We start from the raw sequence: 24,116 nt of genomic DNA on the forward strand, positions 1-24,116 counted from the left end.
CGCAACAGACCAACGCCCATATGAATAAGAAGTCGAATTCCAATCAAACTAACGTTAGAAAGGAGTTTGATACAGTGGAATTCGATTGGATATGGAAATCCGTTTTGATCGTGATTGCGGGGACGTTTCTGTTGCGACTTGCCGGGCGAAAGTCCATTTCTCAGATGACACTCCCGCAAACGGTAATCATGATTGGAATCGGTTCCTTACTCATCCAACCTGTCTCCGGTAATAACATCTGGATAACCATAGCAGTTGGAGCCATACTGATTTCGACACTATTCGTTATGGAATATGCTCAGGTGAAAGGAAATATTTTTGAAAAGATTATTACCGGTAAGTCAAAAGTGTTAATTGAAAATGGTACTGTCAACGAACAAAACATGAAGAAATTACGGATGACTGTCGACCAGCTAGAAATGAACCTGAGAATGAAAAATGTTAAAAGTATCAATGATGTCGAATGGGCGACGCTGGAACCAAACGGGCAGGTCGGTTTCAGTCTTAAGAATGATGCCCAGCCTGTCACGAAAAAGGAATTTAACCAATTGTCTTCGGACGTTCAGCAAATATTGAGTCAGCTGTCGGCTAATTCACAAATAAACCAGCTTAGAGCACAATTAGATGATCTCAACAATCAGATCGCCCAGTTGAAGACTCAACGTGACATGTTTAAGGAACTTGATGAAAAGCATCACGATGAAAACCCCTCGCCAAAGCACCTGCAGTAATGGCGGGGGTTTTTTGATGACAGCTTATGAGGCCGGCTTAGACCAGAAAGAATCCGACAGCCAGATAAACGCCAGAGGCTATGCCGGCACCGACAGCACAAATTTTCAGCTTGTAGCGCGCATAATCGACCAGCGGCACCTCCAGAATTGATGCGGTTGTAATCGTCGTGTCCCCAAGCGGTGAGGTCATGGCACCGAATGACCCGCTGGCAAATACAGCACCGACTGTCAATGGAATTGAGGACCCGGTTGAGACAGCCAGCGCGATTCCGAGCGGCATGAATATCCCCCATGTTCCCCATGATGAGCCGATAAAATAACTCACAATAGCTCCAAGGATAAATACAATGGCCGGAATCGTAAAGCTTGGCAAAAACGAACCGAGTGTTGCATTGATAAATTTGGAAAAGCCAAGATCCTCGGTAACAAGTGACAAAGCCCATACCAGAATGAGCAGGATAATTGCCTGCATGAGCTGATTGCCGCCGTCATAAAAGTGATAAATGGTTTCTTCCATGGATTGGCGGCGAATCATATAAAACACAAATGTCAAAATCAGCGTTATGAAAACAGCCAGCAGCATGACAAATGTGGCATCAGCTTCCGAAAAAGCCTGGAAAACGGTGTCGGCACCTTTAGACATCCCGTCCTGCCATAGCAAAAATAGCGATAACCCCAGGAGCAAAAAGAGCGGTACTATCAGATTCCATGGCTGTGCCTTGACCGTCGAGAGCTCTTTTTCGATGCCCGATCGATGGTAGTCATGCTCATTTCCCTTGTCACCGGTTTCTTTCTTTGTTCTTTCCTTTTCTGAGGATGACCAGAATGTCCGGATAAGCCCAATTACAAGCATTACAATGGCATAAAAATTAAACAGAATACTGAGCAGGAAAATCTGATAGGGATCCATGTCCAGGTTAAACTTTTGGACACCGCTCTCGACAAGCGAAATCATGAAACCGACAAATGCTGTTGCAACAGGCAGGAGAACGATAACTGAGCTCGTCGAAACATCCATCGTAAACCCGACTTTGCGTTTGGAAATACTCATATCTTTCATAAGTGATTTCACGACCGGGCCAATCATCATAATCCGAAACATCGGCATCATGAACGTGAATGGCAATGTCAGCCAGATCAGCCCCAGCAGACCGCGCTGTGATTCAATCTTTGCTCCGATCCATTCGGAAAAGCCTTTAATGCCGCCTGAAATGTTCATCATCCCGATCAGGCCCCCGAACAAATAGAGAAAGGAAATAATTTTGATGTTGTTTTCATCTGATAAGGTTGTGACAACATAGCTCACTGATTTCTCAGTACCACCGAGCACACTGAATTCGACCAGTAAACCGCCAATAAGAACGCCTAGAACAAGTCCGGGAAGAATTTTCTTAAGCCATATCGACAACCCTATGACAATCACAAACGGAATTAAGGAAAGCCACTCCATTATTTTGGTCTCCTTTCGATTAATAGCTGCACATTTTTCGTTGAACTACCTCTTGACGGCAGCCTAGTCATCAAGATTCCTATCCTCCAAGACTTCGAGTGCGGATCTTCTTTTCTTACGCCGCTTATCCTGCCGATCAATATGAATGGTTGGCGGCTGATAATCCTTGGTTGCGCGGATATCTTCATTGGAGGCCCGCATGAATGACCAGGCGAGGAGCCCCATAATAAACAGAACTGGGAAACCGGCGACAATACTGGCAGTCTGCAGTGTCTGTAAATCGCCGATAAACATTAAAACAAGAGGCATCAGACACAGGGTGAATGCCCAAAAAAGACGATTCCAGCGCAGTGGCTCGGCTTTGACTTCCTTTTGGACAACAGCAGACAGGATGTAGGACGATGAATCGAATGTTGTTGCGAGGAAGATGATTGCCAGAATTGTGAACACTGCCACCATAATCCACGACATCGGCAGCTGATTCAGAATGGCGATGATGGCAGCAGGTGCACCGTTTTCGTTCATGAAGCCAACAACGTCAAAACGGCCGGTCAGCTGTAGATGCAGACCGAAGTTTCCCATGATGCCGAAAAATAAGATACAGCCAAGCGTACCATATACCATTGTGCCGAATATCATCTCCTGGATGGTCCGGCCGCGCGAAATCCGGGCAACAAACAAACCCACAAATGGTGCGTAGACAAGCCACCATGCCCAGTAGAATACTGTCCATGCTTCCGGAAATCCTGTCTCGGTAAAGCCGCCAACGGTAGCAAATGGCTCAAGCCAGGTAGCCATTTTAAAGAAGTCGTCAACAATAAGGCCGATACTGGTGAAGGTCGTTTCACTGATAAATAATGATGGCCCGAAAACAAAAATAAAGGCGAGCACAAAAATAGCGAGCCAAAGATTGATGTCACTCAGCACTCTGATTCCGTTCCGCAGACCAGAGTACGCACTGACTGCAAATATTGCGGTACAAATGAGCATAATCACAGCTTTCATTGTAAGGTTTACCGGCAGACCGGTTACGTCATTAACGCCTTCTGCAATCATCGGTGTCCCCAGCGCCAACGTCGTTCCGGCACCACCCATAAGACCAAACATGAATAGAACATCAATGACAACCCCAAGTGGTGTATCGACTAATCGGCCAAGAACAGGTCTGACAGCTTCACTAATTTTCAGGACCGGCTTTTTGCGGACATAATAAAAGTAAGCTATCGGCAGCGCCGGCAAGGTATAGATTGCCCATGCAATCGGCCCCCAATGGAAGATACCGTATGCCGGTGCATAATTCATGGCTTCCTTCGATTCAGGTTCTATGCCGAACGGCGGACCCTGGTAATAGTAGGCCCACTCAATCATTCCCCAGTAAAGGATGCTCGAACCGATACCCGCAGCGAACAGCATGGCTGCCCATGATATCGTGCCAAATTCCTTTTCAGCATCTTTATCGCCAAGTTTGATATGGCCATTTTTGCTGAATGCAACAAAAATCAGAAAGGCAAAAGCAGCCAGACCGAAAATTAAATATAAGACCCCAAAATTACCGGTCATAAACTCATTTGCCATATTAACGAATTCTTTACCTGTTTCAGGGAAAACCGCCAACGGGATGGAGACAGCAAGCAGCAGAAATAAAGCACCAAAAAATGTCGGCCAATCGATCAAATCTTTGTTCATTATTTTCACCCTTTCTACCGATAGCTTTTCTAGATGTTTGCAGGATATTCATTGATGATGAAATGTTTGGATGGATGCTGGTAATAAGGACGGTTATGGTAAAAAGGGTGCGTGAGTCAATAAAGGGTTTGAAAGTACTATAGAGGGATTTTTAGGGAGGAGATCCCCAAGTTGTTATGAATTTCCCCCGAAGTTCACAAAAGTCTTAGTTTCCAGTGGGTATATACAAAAAAGCTGTATGAACTCAAAAAATGTTCATACAGCGGATGGATGGGCATTAGCCGGCTTCAGTTATTTGATTCGGCGGGAGCATTTGCCGCAGCTGCTGTTTTTCTTCGCTTGATAACGGGATCATTGGCAGACGGACATCTCCAACGTAAATCCCCATCATGTTAAGGGCTGCTTTAACAGGGGACGGGCTTGGCTGAGCAAACAGCGCCTGCATCGTCGGAAGCAGTTTCTGATGGATGAAAGCTGCATTCTGTACGTCACCGTTTTTGAAGCTTTGGGCCATTTCCTTCATGTCGCTCCCGATAATATGCGAGGCGACAGATATCACGCCGCTTCCGCCAATCGTCAGTGCAGGAAGTGTCAGACTGTCATCACCGCTGTAGAGGGTGAACTCATCAGACGTTTTACTGACGATTTCAGTCATCGCATCAAGGTTGCCGCTCGCTTCTTTAACCGACACAATGTTACTGATCTCAGACAACCGAATAGTGGTTTCAGGAGCGATTGCCACTGCACTGCGGCCCGGTACATTGTAAAGCATGACAGGAAGGGATGTTGCCTGTGCTATTGCTTTATAATGCTGATACAGACCTTCTTGGGAAGGCTTGTTATAGTATGGTGTCGTGAGCATGATTGCATCGATACCGGTCGCTTCTGCCTGCTGTGTCAGCTCAATGGAAGCCCATGTGCTGTTTGACCCTGTTCCTGCAATGACAGCTGCCCGTCCATCTGCAACTTGTGCGACAAAGCGGAACAAGTCCAGTTTTTCGTTATTTGTCAGGGTTGGGGATTCACCTGTCGTACCTGCAACGACTAATCCGTCCGAACCATTTGCAATTAAATAATTGACTAATGTACGTGTTGCGTTGAAATCAATATCACCATTTTGATCAAATGGGGTCACCATTGCGGTTAAAACTTGGCCGAAATTCATTGCTTATTCACACCCTTTTAAAAGTTTTTTAAAAGGCTATCCCCCATTTTCGCAATAAAAAAACAACAACGAGGGTACGCTGTTGCAGCAGAAACGTGACAATAACCGTTTCTTTGCGCAAGATAGCCCTCCATATAGTTTCCTATATGACAGTCCTGTATTTTTTCAATAGCAGAACCAACTTCGAGAATATGAGCTTCTCTTAAGTTTCGGCGAACGCCCCTTTTCACAATCGTCAGCAGACCCCATAGTCCTCTTATTGTGTACTGATGGTCTTCGCACCTCTACCCCACTTCAATCTATTGAAATGGAAAATATTTAATTAAATTTAACATAACACAGGGTTCCTGGAATTTCAAGGCATTATTAAGAAATTTAATAGGTAAACCTTAATCCGGAAAATTCCTTTATGTTCTTTTCATAATTTTTACTGCTTTGAATTCTCGGAGTTGATGTAAACTGCGACATAGTGAACATTTCAATAAAGAATGGTCCTATCATTCTGATTATCGATAAGTGCTTTGAGACGCTCCGGCAATATACTTCGCTTTCCATGGGCACGGCCTCAGCCTCCCCGAAAAGCAAAGATCGCTTTTCTGCGGGGTCTTCGGACACGTGCTTTTCCCATAGGAGTCTTCGTATATTGCCTCCGCTGAGAATTGCTCACTGTAGTTTTATTCGATTATGGCGAAAAAAGAAACGTTAATAACGATTTAAACCAGCAGCTGGAATATGCGAGACTCCTGTGGGACAGCGAGCCTAAGAGACCCCACAGCGAGCGGTCTTTGCGAGCGAGGAGGCTCGTGGTGAGCCCACGGAAAGCGAGTATATTCCAGCTGTGTCGCCAGAAAGCTTACCTAAATGCTCTAATAAGACTTTACGTCGCAGTTTATACATTTTTGTTAAAAACAACTTTTTTTAATCTATTGCAACGGAGGGGTTTCTATGATAGCCTATTAAATACAATATATATTAATAAGTTTTAATAGATACACTATATATAGTGTTCGCTAATTAAGGTGACAATTTCGTCTTAAAAGGGAATCCGGTGGAACTCCGGAACTGTCCCCGCAACTGTAAGTGTGGACGAACTGGCTATCCACTGTATCGTAAGCTTCACGGCAGCTATACGGGAAGGGCCTCAGTAGACAGAAGCACAAGTCAGGAGACCTGCCTTAGTTTGGGCGTTTCAATCCTCGGGGTAAGCGATGGTGAGACGATAGGAACATATTGCATATTTCTGTCGTTTTATAACCGTTCATCCCCGGGGTGAGCGGTTTTTATTATTTTTAAGGAGGCAAAGTCATGACACTGACAATAACCGGCGAGTTTGAGCCATTAGTTGAACAGGTGACCCAAGGACTGGACGTTGATAAGGAAGCAATTTTGGACAAAGCACGTAACAATGATGCCCCCGTTGATAAAGATCATTTAATAAAATTGGCACTGGAAAATATCGATGAGGCGAATCCCGATTGGACATTTGTCGCTGCAAGATTGTATCTGCAGACATTGTATGAACAAGCAGCAGAAAACAGAGGTTATGATGACACTCGTCAATATGGTGATTTTCATCGGCTTATTACCGCATTGACCGAGAAAGGTATTTATTCAGACCACTTGCTGCAAAAATACAGCAGACGGGAAATCGAATACTTCGGTAAAATGATTATGCCGGAACGGGATTTATTGTTCAACTATCTTGGACTGTATACCCTGACCACTCGTTATCTGGCAACTGACCATGATAAATACATATATGAACTGCCACAGGAACGCTGGATGATCATTGCGATGCATCTGATGCAGGATGAGGATTCCGAGTACCGCGGACACTACGTAGCTGAAACCTATTGGGCGCTCAGCAATCTGTATATGACGGTTGCCACGCCAACCCTAACGAATGCGGGTAAAACACACGGCCAGTTATCGAGCTGCTTTATAGATACCGTTGATGACAGTCTACAGTCCATTTATGACAGTAATACCGATATTGCCAAGCTTTCAAAAAATGGCGGCGGGATTGGGGTTTACATGGGAAAAATCCGCAGCCGCGGCAGCTCGATCAAAGGTTTCAAAGGCATGTCAAGCGGAGTTGTCCCGTGGATTAAACAGCTGAACAATACGGCAGTCAGTGTCGATCAGCTGGGGACGCGGAAAGGCGCTATCGCTATTTATCTTGATGTCTGGCATGCAGATATTGAAGCATTTCTTGACTTGAAGCTCAATAATGGAGATGAACGGCTGCGTGCGCACGATATTTTCACAGGTGTCTGTCTGCCGGATTATTTTATGGAACAGGTAGAGAAACGCGGTGACTGGTACTTATTCGATCCGCATGAAGTGCGACAAGTAATGGGCTATTCGCTTGAGGAATGCTATGATGAAGAGCGCGGCGCTGGGTCGTGGCGCGAGCGCTATCTGGAATGTGTGCGGTCCGAAGAGCTTACGAAGCGTGTGGTCCCGGCAATTGATATTATGAAACGGATAATGAAATCGCAATTGGAGGCCGGGACACCGTTCATGTTTTACCGGGATGAGGTGAACCGGCAAAATAATAACCCGCACGAAGGCATGATTTACTGCTCCAATTTGTGCACGGAGATTACCCAGAACCAGTCACCGACCGAATTTTTGGAGGAACTGACCGAAGCGGACGGCACTATCGTGAAAAAATATAAGCCCGGTGACTATGTCGTCTGCAACTTGAGTTCAATCAATCTTGGCCGGGCTGTGCCGGATCAGGTTCTGGAGCGTTTGATCAGCATACAGGTCCGCATGCTTGATAACGTGATTGACATAAACACACTGCCTTTGAAGCAGACGCAGATGACCAACTGGAAATACCGTGCTATCGGTCTTGGAACATTCGGCTGGCACCATCTGCTGGCAAAGGAAAATATCGGCTGGGAGTCAGAAGAGGCTGTTGATTATGCTGATGAACTTTATGAACAAATCGCCTACCTGACAATCAAGACAAGCATGGAACTGAGCAGGGAAAAAGGCAGCTATCCGGCGTTTGCGGGCAGCAAATGGCAGACAGGGCAATATTTTTGCGATAAAGGTTATACCGGTGAAAAATGGGATGATCTTAAACGGGATGTAATGGAACAAGGCATTCGCAATGGCTATCTGATGGCCGTTGCGCCAAATTCATCCACGTCGATGATTGCATATTCGACTGCCAGCATCGATCCGGTATTCAAACCGTTTTATTTTGAAGAAAAGAAGGACTTCAAAATTGCCGTGACAGCACCTGAACTGGATCATAACACATACGGGATTTACCGCCGGTCAGCGTATATTCTCGATCAACGCTGGTCGGTCAGACAGAATGCGGCACGGCAGAAACATATCGACCAGAGTATTTCATTCAATTTTTATGTGCCGAATACGATTAAAGCTTCTGTCCTCCTTGATTTGCACCTGCAAGCGTGGAAGGAAGGTTTGAAAACAACGTATTATGTCCGGTCAACGGCCAACGATGTCGAAGAATGTGAGTGGTGTGAAAGTTGAGAACCTTGATCGCCTATTTATCATACAGCGGCAATACGAAAGAAACTGCTGAACTGATTGCTGGTAACCTGGCAGCTGATGGCGATGCGGCAGATATGCATCGGATTGGCATTGATCCGCCGGTTAGCGCGTCCGCGTATGATTTGATTTTCATCGGTGCGTTTACGTGGGAGATGGGTGCGACCCCTGATGAGGTGAAAGATTTTGTGCTGGAAGTGGGCTATAAACCGGACAATGTCGCCCTATTCGGTACAGGGGATACGCAATTCGGCGGTGACGAGCTCTTTTGCCTGGCCGTGGATAAACTGGCCCGATTTTACCAGAGCAGATGGGACGGATTGAAAATCGAGCAGTCGCCGCGCGGCTCACAGGAATTTATCGTAAAAAATTGGCTGAAAGGAGTTCTTCATGATGTCAAAAATCTTACTTGAAAAAGCAAAAACCCTGGAACCAATCAACCCGAATAAATCAACCGCCCTGTTCGGCGGGAAGTCAAGCGGCATTCTGAATTGGAACGATATCGCTTATCCACACTGGTATAAAATGTATAAACGTCTAATCGGCAACTACTGGCAGGCAGATGAAATCAATATGTCAGACGACTTGCGCCAGTTTTCATCTCTTACTGATGAGGAACGGGATGCGTATTTGAAAATCATCGGACTGCTATCAACGCTGGATGCGCCGCAAACACGGACGGCGCTGCTGTTATCATTATATGCGACCGATCCGTCCGTTCAGTCGATCATGGCGGTCATCGCTCAGCAGGAAGCCGTTCATAATGAAAGCTACTCATATGTGCTGTCCTCAGTTGTATCGCTTGATGAGCAGAATGAGTCGTTTCAGCTTGGGCGAACTGATCCTGTTCTGCTGAAGCGAAACGAAACGATAATGCAGCAATACAATGCGTTTGTTGAGGAACCGACAATTGAAAATATCCTGAAGACGTGTGTTTATACGGCACTTCTGGAGGGGATGTTTTTCTATTCCGGGTTCGCGTTTTTTTATCATCTCGCACGAAAGAACAAGATGGTCGGTACATCAACCATGATTAGTTATATTAACCGGGATGAGCTCGAACACGGACGGTTTATTTCTGAATTATTCCGCGCAACATTGGATGAAAACCCTGATTTGAATACAGCGGCATTTTCCGATTGGGTTTATAGCAGGTTCAGCGAGTCAGTCGAACTCGAAATCGAATGGTCCGCGTATGTGCTAGCAGAAATTAACGGGATTGATCTCGATGAAATGGCTGGATACATCAAGTATCGCGCTAACAAAATGCTGCGCATGATGGGCTTGAGTGAGATTTACCCCGAACATACGGAAAACCCGATGAAGTGGATTCGCGCGTACGCCGATAATTTTGACGGCACCAAGACAGATTTTTTCGAACAAAAATCACGGCAATATACGAAAACGAGTGACCTGAACGGGTTTGATGATTTGTGAGCTAAGCCGGTGGCGTTTTTATCAGAATATCTTGAGAAATCACTTTTGCTTAAGTTCACAATAAATTCGCTAAAGTTCACAATTAAAATACTAAAGTTCTCATTATGACTCCCAATTAACAACTGTCTAAGCTTCGATGACATAATAGCCGGTGCGCTCATAAGGCGCATCGGCTAAAACATGTCGTTCAGTGCAACTAGCTCACCTGTCACTGCATTCACGCCATAGGCACAGTCCAGTTTGCCGCACATGATATAGCTATCGCGCTCACAGTCATAAACATAAACCGGCTCAATTTCGATATGCTCACGCAACGACTCAAATGCTTCCTCAGATGACATGACCGGTTCCTCAGCCGAGCTAAAGTTACTGAAAGCCTTCAGCAGTCTGCTCTGATCGAAATAATTAACCGCTGTTAGCGATGCACGGTCGATCACCAGCTTCACCTTAATATCAAGCGCATTTTTTACTGCATTTTCCTGAAGAGGTCTAATCTCAGCCAAAATATAGTCATCTTTTAGATGAATCCCGCTCAACTTGCGTTTTCCGCTTTCATTCGGATAAACAAGGCGCATAAAACGCAGCACTTCCTGCTTACCGGCTTCCACTTCAGTTTCAGTTAAAGGAATTGTTTCCGGGTGCGGTTCATTTGCGAGTACAGTCACAAGATCCACTTCAGGAGACAGGTCAATCTCTTTCTGTTCAAATTCGCCGCCTTCCAGTGGTTCTTCCCACTGCAAGACCTCGTCCAACGTCATATAAGAGCTGCGATCCTCACCATACGTAAACGGAATGGTCTGTACTGCATCATTGGTCAAGAATACTTCCTCAATACCATAGACAGGCAGCCATTTTTCCTGTTCCTGATCAGGTAGTACAAGCAGCCGGCACTGATCTTTTGCAAATGGTTCATATTTGTCAGGTGTCAGAGCAAACGGCTCCCATTCAATTTGTGCTTCATTTGGAAATTCACCGTCGATTGAAAATCCTGTCAGAACATCATCATCATTAAATCCGACTCGGATCCTCCCACTGGGTGACACCGGGATGTTATCAACCGCCGCCCCGAATTTAAGCGTCGTATCCTCCTCATGTGCAATCAGAAACTGCCGGCCAAATGTCAGCCCGGTTATCTCTTCAATCCAGTCAATCACATCTTCTTTAGCAGCAGATAATGGGTATAAGCTACTGTCTGCACTGTTGACACCCGCGGCGAAATTTAGCAGGCGTATTGCTTTCGTATGAAAATTGATATCCACGACTGCAGTCCCCTGTGGATTAAAATCTTCATCTGAACCAGCATCACCGGTTGGAAACCATTCCATATTTAAAATATAGATCGTTTCGTTAAAGTGATTCTTTTCCCGGAAAAATTGATACCGTTTAAGTTCGTGGTCGTTTAACCCGACTGTCTCGCGCACATAGTCTATGATTTCCTGTAGTTGTTCATCCATTATAAAACCTCGTTTCTTCTGGATTGTGTCCAGTATAACACCTTCCTTAAGACATCTGAAATTGCTGATGTACATGAGGACTTTTTGAAGCAAGTCCTACGATCAATTGTCAGCCAATCAGAAAACATTTAATTAAACCGCTTTCCTTTGGTACAATTGGAAAATAGGGTCTGAATATTAAAGAAACAGATGAGGTGAACAACATGGGAGTGGAGCATAATCCGCATCTGCTGTGGTTCGTCGTGGGCTATGGCGTGATCATGGTGATTCTTGGCATTTATTTTTCCAGGAAAATCTCCAGCAGTGAAGACTTTATTCTGGCCGGAAAGGGTTTGGGGACGATTGTCTTAACAGGTACGCTCCTGGCAACGTGGACAGGCAGCGGCAGCATCTCCGGCGGCGAGACATCAATGGCCTATACATACGGAATTATTCCAGCATTCATGCTGATTTTTCCCACGTTGTTGGGTATTATCATTCTATATGTGATTGCCCCAAAAATTCATGAATTCGGCAAATATACGGTCTCCGGCATTCTAGAGGCCAAATATGGTCAAACGGCTAGACTAATTGCCAGTATTATAATTATTCTGGCATTCGTCGGTATCGTATCCTATCAGATGACAGGGATAGGGTTCATTTTAAATGTGACAACGGGAATTTCCGTTGACACCGGCACAATTGTCGGTGCGGTTTTAATAATCTTTCTGGCGACGATCGGCGGACTGCGTTCAATTGCCCCGACAGACGCCTTGAGCGCGTTTTTGGCCATTGCGGGTCTGTTCGTTACGTTGCCGGTGATATATAGCATCGCAGGTGGCTGGGATGGTGTGACATCCAATGTTCCTGCTGACCATCTGACGGCGACCGGTACATTGAACACAGTGCAGCTGCTTGGTTTTCTGCTGCCGTCATTATTTTTGCTGCTCGGTGATCAGAACATGTACCAGCGGCTGGCAGCATCCAAAGGTGGCAAATCATCCAAGAAGGCGCAAATCGGCTGGCTTGTTGGCATGACACTTATTTCCCCGGCAATATCACTGATTGCGTTTGCCTCTCGCTCCATTTTTCCGGAAATTGATCCGGGTATGGCACTTATGGCGACAACAACCGTCATGCCGACAGTAATCGGGGGCGTGCTGCTGGCAGCTGCCACAGCGTTCATTGTAACGACAGGCAACTCGTATCTGCTCTCGGCTGCAACGAACGTGACGTACGATGTTGTCAAAAAACATATCAAGAAAGACGCATCCGACAAACAATTGCTTAACATAACGAAAATTTTCACGATTTTGCTCGGTATTGTTGCGTTTGTGCTCGTCACGTTCTTTCCGACAGTCCTGGAAGTACAAATGTATGCCTATACCGTCTACGGCGCAGGACTGACACCCGCTTTGCTCGCTGTCTTCTTCTGGAAGCGCGTCAATATGGCCGGCGGTGTATCCTCGATGATTGCCGGTGTTGGTACAACCTTGCTGTGGGAAATACCGCTCGCCAAACCGTTTGAACTGAACAGTGTTATTATCGCACTGCCGGTAGCGGTTATGGTGCTGATTGCCGTAACATTGGCTACTTCACGTAAATAGAAAGCAAATGTCTTAAAGTGCCGTCCTCACTTTTAAGAACGGTGCTTTTTATCCATGGCGTCAATCAATTATTTCCCGGGAAATCATAATTTTTGTGTTCCTATTTAATAAGTGAGCGGAATAAAAGAAGCTGCCCTATCAAGGGACAGCTTCTTTACTTACTAATTAAAATAATTAATGACACCTTCAACAATGCCATCAGCAACATTAGCCTGATGATCTTCAGTACGAATAACCGACAAATCATGCGGATTGGTAATGAATCCAAGTTCCACCAGTACCGCTAAATCGCTGTTCTCGCGTAATACATGATAGCCATCTTGCATAATGCCCCGGCTGTTCAATGTCATATGCTGATTGAGGCCGGATTGGATGTCATTTGCAAGTGCACGGTCATTGCCATTTGTATGGTAATACGTGCTGAACCCATTGACACCTTGAAATGGAAATGCATTATAGTGCAGACTGATGAAGGCATCTGTTGCGTACGCATTGCTGAAGCTAACCCTGTCTTCAAGCGATACATATGTATCATTCGAGCGTGTCATCATAACGGTCGCTCCAGCCGCGCGCAATTCTTCTGCAACGCTGTATGCCGTATTCATAGTGTGCGTTTTTTCAAGTGTTCCTCCATAACCGATGGCTCCAGGGTCATTTCCGCCATGGCCCGGATCAAGGACGATGCTGTAGCCATTAAGTGTACCCGATGGTTCAGTTGACTGTTGAGATTCCGCAGTGTTTGTTGTATTTGTTTCGCTCTCGGCAGATACACTGCTCGCGGCTGCATCATCTTCCATTGGATAAAGAAAGTGTGACGCGACCCATGCAACTTGTCCGTTATAATAGGTTTGTGCCCATCCATACTTTTTCTGGAATACGACAGCTTGGTCACCTGCGGAAAGCTGACCAAGCACCTCAGCGCTATGCGATGGTGCGGACCTGACATTCAGATTGTCAGCGTCAACGCCGTGAATTTGGCCGTTATTTGCCAGGGCATTCGGCGCTATGATAAGGAATAATAATAGCACAAAACCTGCAGGTATAAGTATTCGTGCTCTCCCCACAAAATCCTCTCCTCTCTTTTCTGTTCTATTACCTCATATTTTCCATTATAAGAAAATTACAAACGCACATTTAAAAAAATCGATCAAAAGTTCCAGAGTGGTTTTTGAAATATGTCGAGAAAAATATGGAAATGTCTTTTTGTGTGCAACATCATACCATGTCGTAAGCTAAAAAAACAAGGGATATCAGATTGATAGACAAGGCTTTTGCATTATCGGAACTTTTGACCCATATGATCCGTATAAGGGATACACGATCAAAAGTGAGGTGGTTGCAGCGAATGGCAGCGAAACATGGAGACATGGAAAACCCGCAAAAAAAGAAAGACCGGGGCTGGATAGCAGATCTACTTTTTTCCATACCGGAATTAATCATATTAGCGGTTAAATGGCTGTTTAAAGGGATATTCGCTCTTATGCGGAATTGGTCATAACGGTAGGAAAAGTTCAGGGAGGACTTGGGGAAGCATAAAACTGGCAAAGCATGTGTCTACATTAGTAAGTTGGCTGATGTTGATACAGATTTACTAAGAAAACTGATCCGTCAGTCGGTTGTGTTTTTGAAAGCACAGTATCCGGTGAACGGATGAGATCTGAAGGCCGTTGAATGGGGTGATAGCTCAGAAAGCTTCAATCTTGAAGCAGAAGAATAGTGCTACTGAGACGTTTCCCTGAATGTGATATCCACGACGTTTTCTGTTTTGGCATTGAATTCAATATCGATGAACACACCGAATTCCCTGTCGTCTTCCTGCAGCCATAGTTTAAATTTTTCCACCGATGTCTCATTTTTATCCTCGCGTCCACGATGCAGATAGTCGATGATGTCCGCGTCCGGGTACTTGGATTGGGTCTCTTTCATCGCAAGCCGCCCCCATTTGGCGTAGGAAGGAATATCTTTATCCGCATGAACAATGGGTTGCATATAACTGGTGCCACTAACAGCTGATAAAAGGACAATAAGGCCAAAAATAATGGATAAAGCGCGCATTAAAATCATCTCCTTACAGTTAGGATGGCACTGTACCGAGATTTTTATGAATGTTTCTGTAACGATTTTTGACAACTGCAGCTGATGTCTTCACTTGTAGGCGTGAACTGTATCATTTATACTTAATAATGGTTTATACTAATTCAAAATGGAAGGCGGTGACATAATGCGAAAAGCTTTAGCAACCTTTGTTGTATTGGCGATTATCCTGGTGATATTCTTCGTTGTTATCGAGTATACTGGCGATAGTCCGGGTGACGCCGCTTTAGGCGGTGATGGAAAGGTTGAAGCAGCTGAAAGCACAGCTGTTTCATTTCACCCCGACGGTGAAGTGGAACAGCTTTCCACTTATGACACACGCCGTATAAAGGAACAAGAAGATATAGAACAAACGCTGCAGAATGAGTATGAAAAAGGATCTCATTCGATGGAGGATCCGTTTGTGAAACTGGATCCGTATGGGGTTGCGCCGTTAACAGCGCTCGCCATGTTCGAAACGGACAAGCCTGTCAAACTTACTGTAACGGTCGAGGGAAAAGAGGAGCGCGGGGATATTCCACGTTCCTATGATGATTATAAAACAAAACATACCATACCACTGCTTGGTCTCTATCCAGACTATGAAAATACGATTACTATAGAGGCGAAGACTAAGGACGGCAAGACATCAATAAGCACATTTACCACCGAAACAGAGCCACTGCCGGATGACTTTTTGACGAATGAAACAGCAGAATCTCATCCTGAAAAAATGGAAAATGGCCTGACGTTTATTGTTCCCAGTACCCGTTATGCGTATGCGGTTGATTATAATGCTGATGTTCGCTGGTATTCAACGTTATGGAACTCGCATGTTTTCAAACGGCTGGATAATGGCAATCTACTCTATGCCACAAAGGAGAAGGGTCAGAATCAATATAACGAAATGCTTGAGATGGATATGCTTGGAAAAGTGTACAACTCCTATCTGATACAGCTTGATGATTATGAGGATACAAATGTTGTACATCATGGCATTATTGAATTGCCGAACGGGAATCTTCTGGCCACCGTGCATGATACGGAGTCGCCGTATATTGAAGATGAGATGATTGAAATTGACCGAGACACAGGCGAGACAATACGGGATTTCAGCTTCCGTGATTTATTCCCTGAGGATTTTTATGAAGATTATGGCAATGTATTCTCAAATGATGGTGACTGGTTCCATCAGAATGCCATCTGGTATGTGGAAGAAGATGATTCGATTCTCGTGTCAAGCCGTCATCAGGACCTGGTTATGAAACTTTCCTATCCGGAGGGGAAAATTGATTGGATTCTGGCCGATCACGAAAAATGGCCGGATTCTTATGATAAGTATTTGCTCGAGCCGAAAAGTGACGACTTTAAATTTCCTGCCGGTCCGCATGCTCCGATGACAATGCCTGATTTCGACGATAATGATGCAACGAATGATTATCTGCTATTTGATAATAATGTCGTCATCACCCGCGGTAAAGATCCGCTCAGCGGTGATTTCAGCCAGGCTGTCCAGTATCGGATTAATCCTGAGGAAATGACAGTTGAGCAAGTCTGGCAATTTGGCAAAAATCGCGGTGAAAGCTTCTACTCGAAGATTGTTGGTGATGCGGACTACCTCAAAGATACAGGCAACCGGCTGGTGACTTCAGGTTATATTGAGGCTGATAACGGCATGAACAGCCGACTAGTGGAAGTCAGCGATGGACAACCGGCCGATGTGATTTATGAACTTGTCATATCCGGTTTTGAAAAAGAAAGTCACAGACAGGCTTACCGCGCAGAGCGAATGCCGCTGTATCCTGATCAGGAATGGCAAGTTGAACTGGGCGACTGATTAAGAGATGAAGCAGCCGAATGCGCTGCTTCATTTTGTGCCTTATTAAGGTGAATACGATCGTGGGAATATTTTCATAGTGTGGAAGAGTTAACAGAATACGGGGGAACATCGACAGAAGGGCACAACCTTGAGCAGAAAAACACTAATATCAGCAAAGGAAGATAAGGGAGCTGCCTGAGAGGCGCTCCCTTAATTCGTTATGCCTTGATCCATTTCCAGATTTCTGCCGGGGTGGCATTTTTTCCGTACATGAGAATACCTGTCTTGAATATCTTCCCGGCAAGCTTCATCAATACCCAGATGCTGACCACCAGAATTGCCAGCGCAATGATGATTTCCACCCATGGCCACTCCCCCATTACTGTGAGTCGCATCAGCAATACGCCTGGTGTCGTAAACGGAAAATAAGTACCAATCTGTGCAACTATTCCGCTTGGGTCGTTGATAACCGGCCCAATAAAAATGAACGGCAGGAATGGAAGCATCGTGACCATGCCCTGAAAGTTACCGGCAGATGACATATCGGCCATCGTAGCACCAACACCAACGAACAATGCGGCAAAAAGGAAATAACCGAGTATGGAAATCGCAACGAGCAGAATCAATTCAGGCACAAGCAAATAATCCAGGATGTCGACACCATCCAGCTGCCAGATACTGAGCGGAATGGCAAATGCCAGAAAGACGGCTGCCTGAATCATGCCCAGTATAAAATACCCAAGGATTTTTCCCTGCATCAATTCGCCGGGCGTGACCGATGATAAAATAATCTCGGCAATTTTGTCTTTTTTCTCATTTGAAGCACTCTGAAAGATATACATTCCGGAGATTACAATGGAAAACAGGATAATAGCAGCAAAGGCACCCGGAATAACACGTTCGAAAGGATCTTCTCCGAGGAACCCGCCGCTCCCGCCTGCTGATTCAGCATCATCCGTTGCAGCCATTTCTTCTGACGTTGTTTCCTCAAACTGAATGCTCATCGAAACAGCGGCAAGTTCTTCATCAGATAATCCGAGCTGCTGCATTTGCAGCGTTTTAACCGGGGTAGACAAAATCTGTACCTGATTCATAAAACCTGTTCCGATTTCTTCACTCGTATACACCGGGATGACGCCTTCCTCCAGGGCACGCTTATCGAGGAAGATGTATGCGGCATTCCCGCTCTCGCTGGATTCCAGTTGATTTTGCACCTCATCCTCATTTACATCTGTCGTCTGAAGCTCCCAGCCCAGATCAGCTGCTTTAACTGTTTCTTCCAAGCTATTGAAAATCCCAAGCTGGTCATTAACATAAACTTGCGTTGCTGCATCGCCATCATCCGAATCGCCGAAAAGACTTCCGAAAAAGAAGAATACTAGAAACAGTGCAGGCGTCAAGAACAGCCCGATTAAAAACGATTTATTTTTCAAATTGCGTTTGATTTCCCACTTGCCGACTTTCATAGCATTACGCATGAGACACACCTTCTTTCTGAGCAATGTGACCATCAGTTGCAATATCAATGAAGATTTCGTGCAATGATATACGGTCAATCGATAATTCATGGACTGACAGGCTTTCAGGTAAATTTCTCAGCCAGCTGACCGCCTGCACATCTTTGACAAGATAGAGCACGGAGGTATCTTCATCCTGTTCCACCCGCTCGACATCCGGCAGGCCTTCCAGCTCATGCAGGTTATTTTTCCCGCGTATCGTACATTTAAAGTTGGCATATTTTTCTTTGACATCATCCATATCGCCATAAATAATCCGCTGGCCGTTATGCATCATGAACAGTCGGTCGCACATTTCTTCAACCAGATTCATCTGATGTGAAGATAATAGAATCGCTGTGCCGTTTTCAGCCAGATTGCGGATTTCATTTTTGAATAACTCCTGGCTGACCGGGTCCAGTCCGGAGAAGGGCTCATCCAGAATCAGCAGTTCAGGCTCATGAATAACAGACGAAATGAATTGCACTTTCTGCCCCATCCCTTTTGATAATTCCTCGACCGAACTGTATTCCTGTCCCTCGAGATCGAACTTTTTCAAATAACTGAGGGCGCGCTCTTTGGCCTTTTTCAGTGGATAGTCCTTCAACTCAGCCAAATAAAGCAGGATATCCATGACTTTTACGTTTTTGTACAGCCCGCGCTCTTCCGGCAAATAGCCGATTTTATGGCGCGGTATTTCATTGTGGCCATGGAAGGTGATGGACCCGGCATCGGGATACATGATACCCATAATATTGCGGATGGTCGTGGATTTCCCTGCACCATTCGGCCCCAAAATCGCCATGATTTCTCCCTTTCGAACATCAAATGAAATGTCCCTTATGACTTGCTTGTCTTTAAATGATTTTTCTAACTGATCAACTGTCAGCATTGTTTCCATATGTTTGTCACCTCTCTAATTTGAACGAACCAAATCGTTTCGTGTTAAAAATTCCGGCAGCTCTCCCCTTTTCAAATGTCCCGATTTGTTCCCATCAAATAATACGCACAAATAGTCCACAAGTTTCAATAATATCTGAAGATTGATGTCTGTGCACCTTTTTTAGATATAAACATTATATTTATACGGTATGTGATTATAAAACAATTTAATGAAAAATGCGGAACATGTTCCCGTGGGTTCGCCTTATGGGCGGGAAAAATAAAACATGGGCGGCGGATGTCACGTTATGGGCTGTTGCAGATTACCGAAACTGGAAAAATCACTCAAAAAGTGTAGAATAGTGGAGAGAAATTACTGGTCTAATTTTGTTGTTGCAGAATCCGCAGTTATTGTCAAAAAACCGACTTAATCTGCCACTTTTTGGCTGATGCTGCCAAAATTGGCGGCAAGATATGATAAGCAGGTCTCTTCCGTCGATATTTTGGAAGTTAAGCTGATAAATCAAAAATTAAGTTGAAATTTTAGAATTAAGGTCGAAACATCGAAAACCCCGCTGGTATATGGTAAATTGGGTCGGTATATTATAAATCCGGTCGATATTCCGGAAATTGAGCAGAAATACCAAAAATCTTGTTGAAATTTTATATTTAGCCAAACAGATTTTGTCAGGAAGGTGAATAAAATGGGATGGATCATAGCGATTATCACAATGGCAGCGCTAGTTTCGGCTATCTATTTATTAGATAAAAAGCCGAACCTTAGTCTGGCGATTGCCATTATTATACCATTTGTTTGTTTTTACGTTATCGGACGTTTGGATGGAGGCGTCATCTTTACATTTTTTGCAGCGATTTTTGTTGTGATTATGAATGTGCTGAACCGAACTAAATTAGAAGATTAAAAAGTTGATATTGGCGAAAAACGTCGCTATTCAAAAGGAGCTGACTTTCACAATCGGAAGGTCAGCTCTTTGTGTTGTTACCCCGATAATATCAGGATTCTAAGGATTCTGTATAAGTTTTCCAATTCTGAGCACACTAAAACAGAAAAAAGTCTGCCGAGTAAAAGGAGAGTGGCGACATGAGAAAGTATATACTGATTGCCGGTCTGGCTTTGGCCATGCTGCTGGCTGCCTGTGCAGATACAGAAGATGATATGGAAGAAACGCGGGGTGGTGACTCAAACCCTGGTGCTAAAACATCAGTGCCGGTTAGTGAAGATACGGAAAAACTGGAGGTTACGATGTACAACAAAGATAAAGAAAAAGTTGGTACAACAACAATCCGACCTGTCTATAAAGGCGTAAAAGTGACACTGGAGGCATCTGATCTGCCACCTGGAACGCATGGTTTTCACATTCATGAAAATGGCATTTGTGAAGCACCGGACTTTGAATCGGCCGGGGGACATTTTAATCCGACTGATGCCAAACATGGCTTTGAACATCCTGAGGGACCGCATGCCGGTGATATGCGTAATATAGAAGTTAAAGAGGACGGAACTACATTTGCGGATGCAGCGGCGGAAATGGTCACGCTGGAGAAAGGCAAAAACAATTCATTGCTGAAAGAAGGTGGAACAGCACTGGTGATTCATTCGGGAGCAGATGATTATAAATCACAGCCGTCAGGAGACGCAGGTGAGCGGATAGCCTGTGGGGTTATCAGTGACTGACTATGGTTGGTGTTATATGAGACCCGGGTGGGATGCCCGGGCTTTTTTGATCTGTTATACTGAAAAAAATTAATGATTAGCAGGTGTTCATATTTGGAATCAGTGGTTTTATTTTGTCTTATTATCTTAATCGCTTCTACTTTGCAGACAAGTACGGGCTTCGGCTTTTCCATTATGGCAACCCCATTTTTGCTGTTATTGTTTGAACCCCGGGAAGCAGTTCAGATCAATCTGATTTTGTCGCTCGTGATTTCAGTTTCGCTCATCATGAAAATCCGAAACGATGTCGATACCGGCATATTAAAATGGCTTATGACAGGAAGCCTGGTTGGCCTGCCAATCGGTATTGCGATATTTTTAATAATCGATATGACATGGCTGAAGATAGTTGTCAGTCTGATGATTCTAGCTCTAACAGTCTTATTGACGCTGAACTTCCGGATCCGCGGGTCACAGGCCCGTGATCTGACAGCAGGCGGCTTTTCGGGTGCATTCACAACGAGTATCGGCATGCCCGGTCCGCCACTCCTGCTGTATTTTTCCGGTACTGACACACTGAAAGAAAAATTGCGCGGTACAACACTGGCATTTTATTTATGGATATATGCAGTCAGTTTGATGATTCAGGTAGTATTTGCCGGAACTTCGGCAGACATCTGGCAATCAAGTACAGCGGGCTTGCCGTTTGTCTTGATTGGGCTGATTTTGGGGCAAAAGCTGTTCTGGCGGATTAATCAGGAACTGTTCCGCAAGTTAACATATGTGCTCCTGTTCTTCACTGGGATATATTTGCTACTGCAGCAGATTTGAAAAATGCACGCCTGATAACGTTGATCAGTCACCGCCACATCAATCCTGCAGCTGCCAAACTCCTCACTTGTGCCCATTTCAAATTCTGATAGACTCATGTATACTATATTTCGAGAGTCTAAATAACATTTTTACCCACTGATTGTCAGTTGAACCGAATCGGGTGTGCAAGGGACAGCTACCCGTCTCCGTTTGGGGGCTAACTGAATAGGACATATAGGATGAAAAGGGCGGTGACACTATGGCAACCGGAGCACAAACAGCACATGCTCAGGATAAAATCTGGACAAAGGATTTTCTGATTATTTGTCTGGCAAATTTCTTTATTTTCCTGGGTTTTCAAATGACAATGCCGACGCTGCCATTGTTCGTGGAGGAACTTGGCGGCAGTGACCAGCAGATTGGCTTGATTGTCGGCATTTTTACGTTTTCCGCGCTACTTTTCAGACCGTATGCGGGCCACGCTCTTGAATCAAAAGGCCGTGCATTTGTTTATATGACCGGTTTGGTCATTTTTGTGCTATCAGTCGGATCATATGCATTTATTTCCATTATTGCGTTGTTGTTTATCATGCGTGTTGTTCAGGGGGTTGGATGGGGCTTATCGACGACAGCGACAGGTACGATTGCCACCGACCTTATTCCACCGAAACGGCGTGGTGAGGGGATGGGCTATTTTGGCCTGTCCGGTAATCTGGCGCTCGCGTTTGGCCCTTCACTGGGCTTGACATTAACAGGATATATTTCGTTCACGTCGCTGTTTTTGATATGTGCCGCGCTGGGTCTGACAGCATTCATTTTGTCGACCCGCATTCGCTATAAGCGTGTGGAACAGTCGGAGCATAAATCAACTACGGTTAAATTTGATATATTTGAAAAATCAGCGGTCAGGCCGTCTGTATTGTTATTATTTATAACTGTCACATTCGGCGGGATAGCCTCTTTCCTGCCCATTTATGCCGAAGAGAGCGGTGTGGCCGGGATTGAGCTGTACTTTCTTGTCTATGCCCTGTTTCTCATGATTTCGAGGTTGTTTGCGGGGAAAATATATGACCAAAAAGGGCATTTATATGTTTTTCCGCCGGGGACGGTGCTCATTTTCCTTGCCATGCTTCTGCTGTCCTGGCTGCCGAATACCGGTATGATGCTAGTTGCAGCTGCATTGTATGGTTTAGGCTTTGGCGCTGTGCAGCCAACGCTTCAGGCCTGGGCGGTGAATGAATCACCTGACAACAGACGCGGAATGGCCAACGCCACCTTCTTTTCCTGCTTTGATTTTGGTGTTGGTGTGGGGGCGATATCGTTCGGTCAGATTGCCTCAATGTTCGGCTACCACATGATTTATCTGACAGCAGCCGGCTCTGTGCTGTTCTCACTTCTTCTATATGTTTACTTATATATGCGTGCTAAAATCCGGAGAGCGTGACTCTTCGGATCTCTTTATGGCTGAAAATCCTTATAAAAACTTTTCATTATGATGCCCCCTTTTGCGCATTTCTTTCGATTATAGGGCTGAAGGGAGGTGATCATTAATGGCCGCAGCACAAAAAGTAGGATCACGGTTAACGCTGGTGTTGGACGACGGTGATGACATGATGACAGGCAAAACCATTTTTAAATCAAAAAGTTTTAATAATGTAAAACCTGAAGCAACAGCTGATCAATTGTTTGCTATCGCAACAGCTGTTGCAGAACTTCAGGAACGTCCGCTTTATACGATCGAACGTTACGACGAGTCCGAAATCACTCAGGAATAATCCCAAAAAACAATAACAGGAAGGAGGGGAGAAGATGAAAAAACTTGAGCTAAAATTTTTGAATGAAGACGACAAAACCGTCACGTATTCACTGGAGGAGCCGGTTGAGCCAGTTGACCCGGCTGCTGTGGGCGCTGCAATGGACGAAATTATTTTACAAAATGCATTCACATCTTCAGGTGGTGACCTTGTTTCCAGGAAAAGTGCCCGTGTTGTGGACCGCAATGTCGTCGAAATCGAGCTTCCATAAGGCATAAGAAAAAGACCAGCGGCAACATCGCCTCTGGTCTTTTTCTAAAAACCGGCAAGGGAAGAGCAACTATCAACATTAAAGGGGGTCATATCAGTGGAAACATGGGTGTCATTTATCACGGAAGTTGGCTTTCCGATCATGGTGACGTTTTACCTGCTGCACCGGATCGAAGGCAAACTGAACGATTTGATCGAATCCATCCACGCACTTCCGAGTAAAATGAAGTGATGATTGAGTGGAGAACTTCGGCATTTGCCGGAGTTCCTTATTATCGTGCGTAAACATCA

General features: G+C 45.0%; 22 protein-coding genes, 1 pseudogene and 2 riboswitches. Of the genes and pseudogenes, 15 read left to right on the forward strand and 8 right to left on the reverse strand.

Features of this window, described 5'->3' with window-relative positions:
• The first annotated feature begins 74 nt into the window (after window positions 1-74).
• Window positions 75-731, forward strand: a complete 657-nt coding sequence (locus ON01_RS12805; RefSeq protein WP_010531454.1) for a YetF domain-containing protein — start codon at window positions 75-77, stop codon at window positions 729-731.
• Window positions 732-768: 37 nt separating this feature from the next.
• On the opposite strand, the gene ON01_RS12810 is transcribed toward ON01_RS12805, so the two are convergent.
• The 3 genes from ON01_RS12810 to dapA all read right to left on the reverse strand — a co-directional run bounded on the left by ON01_RS12810 (window position 769) and on the right by dapA (window position 5,032).
• Entirely contained in the window at window positions 769-2,181 is a 1,413-nt protein-coding gene (locus tag ON01_RS12810; protein WP_010531455.1) for a Na+/H+ antiporter NhaC family protein, read from the reverse strand.
• Between the two features lie 63 nt (window positions 2,182-2,244).
• Entirely contained in the window at window positions 2,245-3,867 is a 1,623-nt protein-coding gene (locus ON01_RS12815; protein WP_010531456.1) for a BCCT family transporter, read from the reverse strand.
• A gap of 277 nt (window positions 3,868-4,144) precedes the next feature.
• Entirely contained in the window at window positions 4,145-5,032 is an 888-nt protein-coding gene (gene dapA / locus ON01_RS12820; RefSeq protein ID WP_010531457.1) for a 4-hydroxy-tetrahydrodipicolinate synthase, read from the reverse strand.
• A gap of 115 nt (window positions 5,033-5,147) precedes the next feature.
• Window positions 5,148-5,327: riboswitch (Lysine riboswitch) on the reverse strand.
• A 705-nt stretch (window positions 5,328-6,032) separates the two neighbouring features.
• A riboswitch (cobalamin riboswitch) is annotated at window positions 6,033-6,224 on the forward strand.
• Window positions 6,225-6,337: 113 nt separating this feature from the next.
• Between dapA and ON01_RS12830 the strand changes: the two genes are divergently transcribed.
• From ON01_RS12830 to ON01_RS12840, 3 genes are read left to right on the forward strand one after another with little or no spacing between them, the layout of a single operon-like run.
• On the forward strand, window positions 6,338-8,548 hold the full coding sequence (locus ON01_RS12830) for a ribonucleoside-diphosphate reductase subunit alpha (protein WP_010531458.1): 2,211 nt from the start codon (window positions 6,338-6,340) through the stop codon (window positions 8,546-8,548).
• A complete protein-coding gene (locus tag ON01_RS12835; RefSeq protein ID WP_010531459.1) occupies window positions 8,545-8,979 on the forward strand; it encodes a flavodoxin in 435 nt (144 codons plus the stop codon). The genes ON01_RS12830 and ON01_RS12835 overlap by 4 nt, the downstream gene beginning before the upstream one ends.
• On the forward strand, window positions 8,960-10,003 hold the full coding sequence (locus tag ON01_RS12840) for a ribonucleotide-diphosphate reductase subunit beta (RefSeq protein WP_010531460.1): 1,044 nt from the start codon (window positions 8,960-8,962) through the stop codon (window positions 10,001-10,003). Before ON01_RS12835 ends, ON01_RS12840 begins: the two co-directional genes overlap by 20 nt.
• A gap of 173 nt (window positions 10,004-10,176) precedes the next feature.
• On the opposite strand, the gene ON01_RS12845 is transcribed toward ON01_RS12840, so the two are convergent.
• A complete protein-coding gene (locus tag ON01_RS12845; protein ID WP_010531461.1) occupies window positions 10,177-11,457 on the reverse strand; it encodes a hypothetical protein in 1,281 nt (426 codons plus the stop codon).
• Window positions 11,458-11,660: 203 nt separating this feature from the next.
• Between ON01_RS12845 and ON01_RS12850 the strand changes: the two genes are divergently transcribed.
• Window positions 11,661-13,043, forward strand: a complete 1,383-nt coding sequence (locus ON01_RS12850; RefSeq protein WP_010531462.1) for a sodium:solute symporter family protein — start codon at window positions 11,661-11,663, stop codon at window positions 13,041-13,043.
• A gap of 161 nt (window positions 13,044-13,204) precedes the next feature.
• On the opposite strand, the gene ON01_RS12855 is transcribed toward ON01_RS12850, so the two are convergent.
• Window positions 13,205-14,107, reverse strand: coding sequence for an N-acetylmuramoyl-L-alanine amidase family protein (locus tag ON01_RS12855; RefSeq protein WP_010531463.1), 903 nt, complete (start codon window positions 14,105-14,107; stop codon window positions 13,205-13,207).
• A 281-nt stretch (window positions 14,108-14,388) separates the two neighbouring features.
• Here ON01_RS12855 and ON01_RS19550 point away from each other — a divergent pair, with 281 nt between their 5' ends.
• Both ON01_RS19550 and ON01_RS19250 read left to right on the forward strand, forming a co-directional pair.
• On the forward strand, window positions 14,389-14,541 hold the full coding sequence (locus ON01_RS19550; protein WP_175284951.1) for a hypothetical protein: 153 nt from the start codon (window positions 14,389-14,391) through the stop codon (window positions 14,539-14,541).
• Window positions 14,542-14,562: 21 nt separating this feature from the next.
• Window positions 14,563-14,697: pseudogene (locus ON01_RS19250) on the forward strand (DUF1801 domain-containing protein); the annotation flags it as partial.
• A gap of 65 nt (window positions 14,698-14,762) precedes the next feature.
• Here the strand turns inward: ON01_RS19250 and ON01_RS12860 are convergent.
• Complete coding sequence (locus ON01_RS12860; protein WP_010531465.1) at window positions 14,763-15,098, reverse strand: YqzG/YhdC family protein; 336 nt, start codon at window positions 15,096-15,098, stop codon at window positions 14,763-14,765.
• 166 nt (window positions 15,099-15,264) lie between these two features.
• Here ON01_RS12860 and ON01_RS12865 point away from each other — a divergent pair, with 166 nt between their 5' ends.
• Window positions 15,265-16,953: an aryl-sulfate sulfotransferase gene (locus ON01_RS12865; RefSeq protein WP_010531466.1), complete on the forward strand. Its 1,689-nt coding sequence runs from the start codon at window positions 15,265-15,267 to the stop codon at window positions 16,951-16,953.
• Window positions 16,954-17,153: 200 nt separating this feature from the next.
• Here the strand turns inward: ON01_RS12865 and ON01_RS12870 are convergent, their stop codons facing one another.
• Together ON01_RS12870 and ON01_RS12875 are read right to left on the reverse strand one after the other, a co-directional pair.
• Window positions 17,154-18,413 carry an ABC transporter permease gene (locus ON01_RS12870; protein WP_010531467.1) on the reverse strand — a complete coding sequence of 420 codons (1,260 nt, stop codon included), beginning with the start codon at window positions 18,411-18,413 and terminating at the stop codon, window positions 17,154-17,156.
• Window positions 18,406-19,332, reverse strand: coding sequence for an ABC transporter ATP-binding protein (locus ON01_RS12875; protein ID WP_010531468.1), 927 nt, complete (start codon window positions 19,330-19,332; stop codon window positions 18,406-18,408). Before ON01_RS12875 ends, ON01_RS12870 begins: the two co-directional genes overlap by 8 nt.
• A gap of 685 nt (window positions 19,333-20,017) precedes the next feature.
• Here ON01_RS12875 and ON01_RS12880 point away from each other — a divergent pair.
• The 7 genes from ON01_RS12880 to ON01_RS19000 all read left to right on the forward strand — a co-directional run bounded on the left by ON01_RS12880 (window position 20,018) and on the right by ON01_RS19000 (window position 24,057).
• Window positions 20,018-20,236, forward strand: a complete 219-nt coding sequence (locus ON01_RS12880) for a hypothetical protein (RefSeq protein ID WP_010531469.1) — start codon at window positions 20,018-20,020, stop codon at window positions 20,234-20,236.
• A 179-nt stretch (window positions 20,237-20,415) separates the two neighbouring features.
• On the forward strand, window positions 20,416-21,009 hold the full coding sequence (locus tag ON01_RS12885) for a superoxide dismutase family protein (protein WP_010531470.1): 594 nt from the start codon (window positions 20,416-20,418) through the stop codon (window positions 21,007-21,009).
• Between the two features lie 72 nt (window positions 21,010-21,081).
• Window positions 21,082-21,819 (forward strand): sulfite exporter TauE/SafE family protein, encoded by a 738-nt coding sequence (locus tag ON01_RS12890; RefSeq protein WP_040912510.1) that lies wholly within the window; start codon window positions 21,082-21,084, stop codon window positions 21,817-21,819.
• Window positions 21,820-22,060: 241 nt separating this feature from the next.
• The gene (locus tag ON01_RS12895) at window positions 22,061-23,245 is read left to right on the forward strand and encodes an MFS transporter (protein ID WP_010531472.1); all 1,185 of its coding nucleotides are present in this window, start codon (window positions 22,061-22,063) and stop codon (window positions 23,243-23,245) included.
• Between the two features lie 106 nt (window positions 23,246-23,351).
• Window positions 23,352-23,576, forward strand: coding sequence for a DUF1659 domain-containing protein (locus tag ON01_RS12900; protein WP_010531473.1), 225 nt, complete (start codon window positions 23,352-23,354; stop codon window positions 23,574-23,576).
• A 34-nt stretch (window positions 23,577-23,610) separates the two neighbouring features.
• Window positions 23,611-23,826, forward strand: coding sequence for a DUF2922 domain-containing protein (locus ON01_RS12905; protein WP_010531474.1), 216 nt, complete (start codon window positions 23,611-23,613; stop codon window positions 23,824-23,826).
• A gap of 96 nt (window positions 23,827-23,922) precedes the next feature.
• On the forward strand, window positions 23,923-24,057 hold the full coding sequence (locus ON01_RS19000) for a YvrJ family protein (RefSeq protein ID WP_010531475.1): 135 nt from the start codon (window positions 23,923-23,925) through the stop codon (window positions 24,055-24,057).
• Window positions 24,058-24,116: the final 59 nt, after the last annotated feature.

The sequence above is a fragment of the Lentibacillus jeotgali genome (assembly GCF_000224785.1).
Lineage (GTDB): Bacteria > Bacillota > Bacilli > Bacillales > Amphibacillaceae > Lentibacillus > Lentibacillus jeotgali.

Excerpts from the sequence above, each read along its gene's own strand:
- ON01_RS12810 (WP_010531455.1), bottom strand. The coding sequence starts at position 2,181 with ATGGAGTGGCTTTCCTTAATTCCGTTTGTGATTGTCATAGGGTTGTCG.
- ON01_RS12815 (WP_010531456.1), bottom strand. The coding sequence starts at position 3,867 with ATGAACAAAGATTTGATCGATTGGCCGACATTTTTTGGTGCTTTATTT.
- dapA (WP_010531457.1), bottom strand. The coding sequence starts at position 5,032 with ATGAATTTCGGCCAAGTTTTAACCGCAATGGTGACCCCATTTGATCAA.
- ON01_RS12830 (WP_010531458.1), top strand. The coding sequence starts at position 6,338 with ATGACACTGACAATAACCGGCGAGTTTGAGCCATTAGTTGAACAGGTG.
- ON01_RS12840 (WP_010531460.1), top strand. The coding sequence starts at position 8,960 with ATGTCAAAAATCTTACTTGAAAAAGCAAAAACCCTGGAACCAATCAAC.
- ON01_RS12845 (WP_010531461.1), bottom strand. The coding sequence starts at position 11,457 with ATGGATGAACAACTACAGGAAATCATAGACTATGTGCGCGAGACAGTC.
- ON01_RS12850 (WP_010531462.1), top strand. The coding sequence starts at position 11,661 with ATGGGAGTGGAGCATAATCCGCATCTGCTGTGGTTCGTCGTGGGCTAT.
- ON01_RS19550 (WP_175284951.1), top strand. The coding sequence starts at position 14,389 with ATGGCAGCGAAACATGGAGACATGGAAAACCCGCAAAAAAAGAAAGAC.
- ON01_RS12860 (WP_010531465.1), bottom strand. The coding sequence starts at position 15,098 with ATGCGCGCTTTATCCATTATTTTTGGCCTTATTGTCCTTTTATCAGCT.
- ON01_RS12865 (WP_010531466.1), top strand. The coding sequence starts at position 15,265 with ATGCGAAAAGCTTTAGCAACCTTTGTTGTATTGGCGATTATCCTGGTG.
- ON01_RS12870 (WP_010531467.1), bottom strand. The coding sequence starts at position 18,413 with ATGCGTAATGCTATGAAAGTCGGCAAGTGGGAAATCAAACGCAATTTG.
- ON01_RS12875 (WP_010531468.1), bottom strand. The coding sequence starts at position 19,332 with ATGGAAACAATGCTGACAGTTGATCAGTTAGAAAAATCATTTAAAGAC.
- ON01_RS12880 (WP_010531469.1), top strand. The coding sequence starts at position 20,018 with ATGGGATGGATCATAGCGATTATCACAATGGCAGCGCTAGTTTCGGCT.
- ON01_RS12885 (WP_010531470.1), top strand. The coding sequence starts at position 20,416 with ATGAGAAAGTATATACTGATTGCCGGTCTGGCTTTGGCCATGCTGCTG.
- ON01_RS12890 (WP_040912510.1), top strand. The coding sequence starts at position 21,082 with ATGATTAGCAGGTGTTCATATTTGGAATCAGTGGTTTTATTTTGTCTT.
- ON01_RS12895 (WP_010531472.1), top strand. The coding sequence starts at position 22,061 with ATGGCAACCGGAGCACAAACAGCACATGCTCAGGATAAAATCTGGACA.
- ON01_RS12900 (WP_010531473.1), top strand. The coding sequence starts at position 23,352 with ATGGCCGCAGCACAAAAAGTAGGATCACGGTTAACGCTGGTGTTGGAC.
- ON01_RS12905 (WP_010531474.1), top strand. The coding sequence starts at position 23,611 with ATGAAAAAACTTGAGCTAAAATTTTTGAATGAAGACGACAAAACCGTC.